Origin of the sequence: uncultured Sphingomonas sp. (assembly GCF_964243315.1) — a bacterium.
Lineage (GTDB): Bacteria > Pseudomonadota > Alphaproteobacteria > Sphingomonadales > Sphingomonadaceae > Sphingomonas.
In genome coordinates, this window is record NZ_CAXTEM010000105.1 from 1 (window position 1) to 4,891 (window position 4,891).

Sequence of the window (4,891 nt, forward strand, 5' to 3'; positions counted from 1 at the left end):
CCCGCCGCGGTCGGCCAGCAGATCCGCGCGCTGGAGGATACGCTGGGCGTCGTCCTGTTCCGCCGCACCACCCGCGGGCTCGAACTCACCCCCGAAGCCGAAGCCGGACTCGGCGCGCTACGAGGCGGGTTTCTGCAGTTCGAGGAGGCCGTTCGTGCGATGCAGGCGGGGCAGTCGTCCAAGTCGTTGACGATCGCCGCGCCGCGCGACCTCACCGAGAAGTGGCTGATGCCGCGTCTTGCCGCGATCGCAGCGGCGGATCCCGACCTGCGCTTCGTGCTGATCGCCGCTGACGAGCTGGTCGACTTCACCGAAGCCAATCTCGATCTGGCGATCCGCTGGGGCGAGGGTCCCGGCGAACATCAGGGCGAGGCGCTCGAATCGGACGGCATGGTCACCGTCGCGGCCGCAGGCGGAACGTCGAGCGAGGCGAGCATCGCCTGGCCGGGCAGCCCGGGCGGCGACGGGGTCGCGCTGGTGCGGGTGGCCGACGCCGGTCTCGCGATCGACGCGGCGGCGTCGGGCTTGGGTCGAGCCACCGTGCCGCATCTGCTGGCCGCGGATGAGCTTGGGACCGGGCGGATCGTCCAGATCGGCGAGGCGGTGCCGTCGAAGCTCGGTTATTGGCTGGTCGCGCCCTTGCCGCAATGGCGGCAGCAGAAGGTCCGCACGCTCGTCGACATGCTCGGGCGGTGAGAGAAGCGGTCGTGGCTGGCGATCGATCGGGCATGACCTCGCCGCGATTGGCGATGCGCCCGATCCGGCTCCACGATGCCGTCGCGCTGCACGAGGCATATTGCGACGCCGATCTGATGCGCTGGTGGTCATGCGCGCCGCATGCCTCGATCGCCGACACCGAAGCCTATTTGGCACCCCGCATCGATGACGCGGCGTGGCGCAGCTGGACGATCACGCTGGCCGGCGACGACCGCGCGATCGGCACGATCAGCACCACGCAGCGCCGCGCTGGCGTGGCGGAAATCGGCTATATGCTGGTGCGCAGCGCCTGGGGTCACGGTTATGCGCGCGAGGCGGTGTCGCGGCTGATCGACCGTTTGATCAATGACGAGCGCCAGCGCCGGATCTTCGCCGATGTGGATCCCGACAACGCGGCTTCGCTTCACCTGCTCGACTCGCTCGGCTTCCGGCGCGAGGCGTTGCTGCGTGACGAATGGGAGACGCATATCGGCGTGCGCGACAGCGTCATACTGGGCCTGCTCGCGCGCGAATGGGGCGGGGTAAGTTCGTTTACCTAAGCTGGGCCGCCCCCGAGCTTGGGGACACGAGGTGGGATTAGCTCGTGGATCCGAAGATCCAAGCTGCGACCGATCAGAACGTCGCGGTCAGGTTCAGCGACCCATAGGCGGTGGTGCCGCGCGGCGGGGCGTTGGGCGCGTCGTTCAGGAAGCGGCCCTTCGCCAGAATTACCGCATCGGCCTCGAAGCGCAGCACTGCGGGCTTGATCCACCAGCGCAGGCGCGAGTCGATCTGGTGTCCCGCGAACGATCCGGCGTTGCCTCGGGGATCGCGGACATTGGTTGTGGAGAAGGCGTCAGTGCGCGCGGCTAGCCACATCGCGCGGTAGCTGACGAATGCGTCGACCCGCTTCGACGGCAGCACCTCGACCCGGACGCCGGGCGTGGAGATGTTCGTCCGGGCGATGGCGTTGTACAGCCCCGACGGCGCGAGGTCGGCACGGCGCATCCCGAACAGCGTGTCGAACCGGCCGTACGATCCACCCGCCCGATCGCCGCTGGCATAGTCGTACTCGATCGCGACCCGCGGCTTCCAGGCGCCGGCGAAGGTATAGCCCGCGTCGCCATGGACGAACCAGGCGGACACCGGCATCCGTGGCGCGCCGACGGTGGCCGCGGTGCTGATCGAGCCGGATTGGTAGAAGCCTTCGATCTCGATGTCGGGCTTGCGGGTGTCGGCGTCGCGGAATACGCGGCCCCCATAGGTGTCGAGCCGCCGGTCGCGTGTCGGCCGCCCCGGCGTGTCGCGCTCGCCGAGATGGTAGAAGCTGCCTTCGACCGCCAGCGGGCCGACCGCATCGGTTTGCGTCAGCGTGCCGCCCCACAGCACGACGTCGAAGCTCTCGCGGTCGATCGCCACTCCGTTGCGCCGCAAGCCTGCCCGATCGTCCGGACGGCGCTGCTGCGGGAGGACGTAGATCAGCGTGCCGGTCATGCCGCGCCGTGGTGCGAGATCGACCGCCACGCCGGTATAGCCGTTGGTGGTGTTGCGGTAATCGTCGGCCGCCACCAAGCGCCGCGACGCGATATTGAGCGTCATCCGCCCGATCCGCGCGGCAATTTTCGCCTCCCCGAACCGATGCTCGATCCCGAGGTAGGCCTGAACCAGTTCCGCCGTGTTGACCTCCCCGGTAGTCACCGGCGTGTCGGCGCCGTCGCCATAGACCCTGCTGTCCCACAGTTCGGCGACGACGCTCACCGTGCCGCGACGATAGGACCCGTGCAGGATGGTCCGCAGGTTGACCAGCGACTCGTCGGTGTCGAGGCCCGCGCGTGGCGGATTGGCGATCGCCTCGTATCGCAGCCGCGTCGATGCCGCGAGGTCGAGACCCTCTGGAACGGGAGGGGCGTTCTGCGCGGCTGCCGGCATCGTCCAGGCAGCGAGCGCCAGCCCCGCCGTCCAGCGTGCCACCATCGCCGCGCGCATCAGTTCTTCAGCTTCCAGCCACGCTTGAGCAGCTGGTAGCACAATATCGCCAGCACCACGTCGAGCGCGAGAACCGCGAAGCTGCCGATCATTACCGGCGAGTCGCTCAGCCCGAGGAAGCCGTACCTGAACCCCGAGATGATGTAGAAGACCGGGTTGGCGTGGCTGATCGCACGGAAGGTCGGCGCGAGCCGATCGACCGAGTAGAAGGTGCCCGACAACAGCGCGAGTGGTGCGACGACGAAGTTGGTGACCGCGGCGGCATGATCGAACTTCTCCGCCCAGATCGATGTCAGCACGCCGAGCAATGCCAGGAAGGTCGACCCGAGCAACCCGAACCACAGGATCGCGAGCGGCGCATGCGGAGTGACGTGGACGCCGGGGAACAACGCCATCGCCAGCCACACCGTGCCGCCGACGCAGAAGGCGCGCGTTACCGCACCCCCGACTAGCGCGGCGAGCAGTTCGGCGGTCGACAGCGGCGGCATCAGGTAGTCGACGATCGTCCCCTGGATCTTTCCGACCAGCAGGGAAAAGCTCGCATTGGCGAAGGCGTTGTTGATCATCCCCATCACGATCAGGCCGGGCGCGATGAAATCGGCGAAGCCGACTTCCTGCCCGCCGACATGGACCGTCCCGCGCGCCCCGAGCGCGGTGGTGAAAACCACCAGAAGCAGCAATTGCGAGATCGCGGGTGCCCAGATCGTCTGCAACTGCACCTTGAAGAAACGCCGCACCTCCTTCACATAGAGGGTCTTGAGACCGCCCCAATTGACGTTCCGGATGACCGGAACGCCAGGCGCGTTCCGGATCGCCGACCGAATTTCACCGATTGGTGGCTGGCTGCTCATGGCTCAGCGGGTAACCGCAGCCGGTGCCGCCCGCAACCGACTAGACGAGGAAACGACCATGTCCTGGACCGAAGAGCGGATCGAGACGCTCAGAACGATGTGGGAAGCGGGCCAGACCGCAAGCCAGATCGCGGAGGCGCTGGGTGGGGTCAGCCGTAATGCGGTGATCGGCAAGGCGCATCGTTTGGGGCTCCAGGCACGTCCGTCGCCGGTCAAGCCCAACGAGCCGGAGGCGAAGGCCGCCGCGCCCGCCGCCGCGCTGGCAACCATCGTTGAGCCGGTGGCTACGCCTGCGCCGGTCGCTGCTGCGGCCCCGACGCCAGCGCCGGAGCGCGCGTCGATCGCCGAGCCGGTCGATGACGTGGAAGACGAGGATGACGTCGCGCCGGTCGTAGCCGCGCCCGCCGCGCCGCCGCCGCCAATCCTTCGTTCGGTCGGTCCGGGCGGATTCCTGCGTCAGGCGCCGGGCGAGCAGCAACCGCCGAGCACCCCCGCGCCGCCGCGTCGGCTGGTCCCGGCCAAGCCGTCGGCCGAGATCGCGGGCAAGACCACGCTGCTCGATCTCAACGACCGGATCTGCAAATGGCCGCTTGGCCATCCGGGCGAGCCCGACTTCCACTTCTGCGGCGACAAGGTGAACCCGGGCTTCCCCTATTGCGTCGCGCATTGCGGCCATGCCTATCAGGCGCAGCTGCCCCGCCGCGATCGCCGCCCGCCGCCGCCGCTCCCCTTCGGCGGCCCCCGGGTTCGGTAATCAATTCCTCCCCGGCACGGGGAGGGGAACCGTTCGCGTAGCGCATGGTAGAGGGGGCGTGCCGCAAGCGTGTGCTTGCGGACAACCCCCTCCGTCACCGCTGCGCGGCGCCCTCTCCCGGAGCCACGGAGGAGTGAGGGCTCGCGCTCCTTGGCAATGCCTGCGGAGCTTCTATAGATCGAGGTAATGTCCGACGATCTCTTCGCGTCCCAGTCCACCGCCAGCGCCGCCTATGATGCGTCCTCGATCGAGGTGCTCGAGGGGCTCGAGCCCGTCCGGCGCCGGCCGGGCATGTATGTCGGTGGCACCGACGAACGCGCGCTCCACCACCTCGCCGCCGAAGTGCTCGACAACGCGATGGACGAGGCGGTCGCAGGGCATGCCACCCGGATCGAGGTGACGCTGGAACCCGGAAACCGGCTGACCGTGGTCGACAATGGCCGCGGCATCCCGATCGATCCGCATCCCCGCTTTCCCGACAAGTCGGCGCTCGAGGTGATCCTGTCGACGCTGCATTCGGGCGGCAAATTCTCGGGCAAGGCGTATGCGACCTCGGGCGGGCTCCACGGCGTCGGCGTGTCGGTGGTCAACGCGCTGTCGTCCG

The 4,891-nt window shown here is 68.5% G+C and carries 6 protein-coding genes; 4 read left to right on the forward strand and 2 right to left on the reverse strand.

Going from position 1 to position 4,891, the window contains the following annotated elements; translation table 11 throughout:
* Window positions 1–696: LysR substrate-binding domain-containing protein (locus ACFE77_RS16080; RefSeq protein ID WP_375422656.1), on the forward strand; the 696-nt coding region annotated here is incomplete at its 5' end.
* An 11-nt stretch (window positions 697–707) separates the two neighbouring features.
* Window positions 708–1,256, forward strand: coding sequence for a GNAT family N-acetyltransferase (locus ACFE77_RS16085; protein ID WP_375422657.1), 549 nt, complete (start codon window positions 708–710; stop codon window positions 1,254–1,256).
* Between the two features lie 73 nt (window positions 1,257–1,329).
* Here ACFE77_RS16085 and ACFE77_RS16090 read toward each other — a convergent pair whose 3' ends face one another.
* Both ACFE77_RS16090 and ACFE77_RS16095 read right to left on the reverse strand, forming a co-directional pair.
* Window positions 1,330–2,682 carry an alginate export family protein gene (locus tag ACFE77_RS16090; protein WP_375422658.1) on the reverse strand — a complete coding sequence of 451 codons (1,353 nt, stop codon included), beginning with the start codon at window positions 2,680–2,682 and terminating at the stop codon, window positions 1,330–1,332.
* On the reverse strand, window positions 2,682–3,533 hold the full coding sequence (locus ACFE77_RS16095) for an ABC transporter permease (protein WP_375422659.1): 852 nt from the start codon (window positions 3,531–3,533) through the stop codon (window positions 2,682–2,684). Before ACFE77_RS16095 ends, ACFE77_RS16090 begins: the two co-directional genes overlap by 1 nt.
* Before the next feature lie 58 nt (window positions 3,534–3,591).
* On the opposite strand from ACFE77_RS16095, the gene ACFE77_RS16100 reads away from it, so the two are divergent.
* Both ACFE77_RS16100 and ACFE77_RS16105 read left to right on the forward strand, forming a co-directional pair.
* A complete protein-coding gene (locus tag ACFE77_RS16100; protein ID WP_375422660.1) occupies window positions 3,592–4,287 on the forward strand; it encodes a GcrA family cell cycle regulator in 696 nt (231 codons plus the stop codon).
* Between the two features lie 186 nt (window positions 4,288–4,473).
* Window positions 4,474–4,891: ATP-binding protein (locus ACFE77_RS16105; protein WP_375422661.1), on the forward strand; the 418-nt coding region annotated here is incomplete at its 3' end.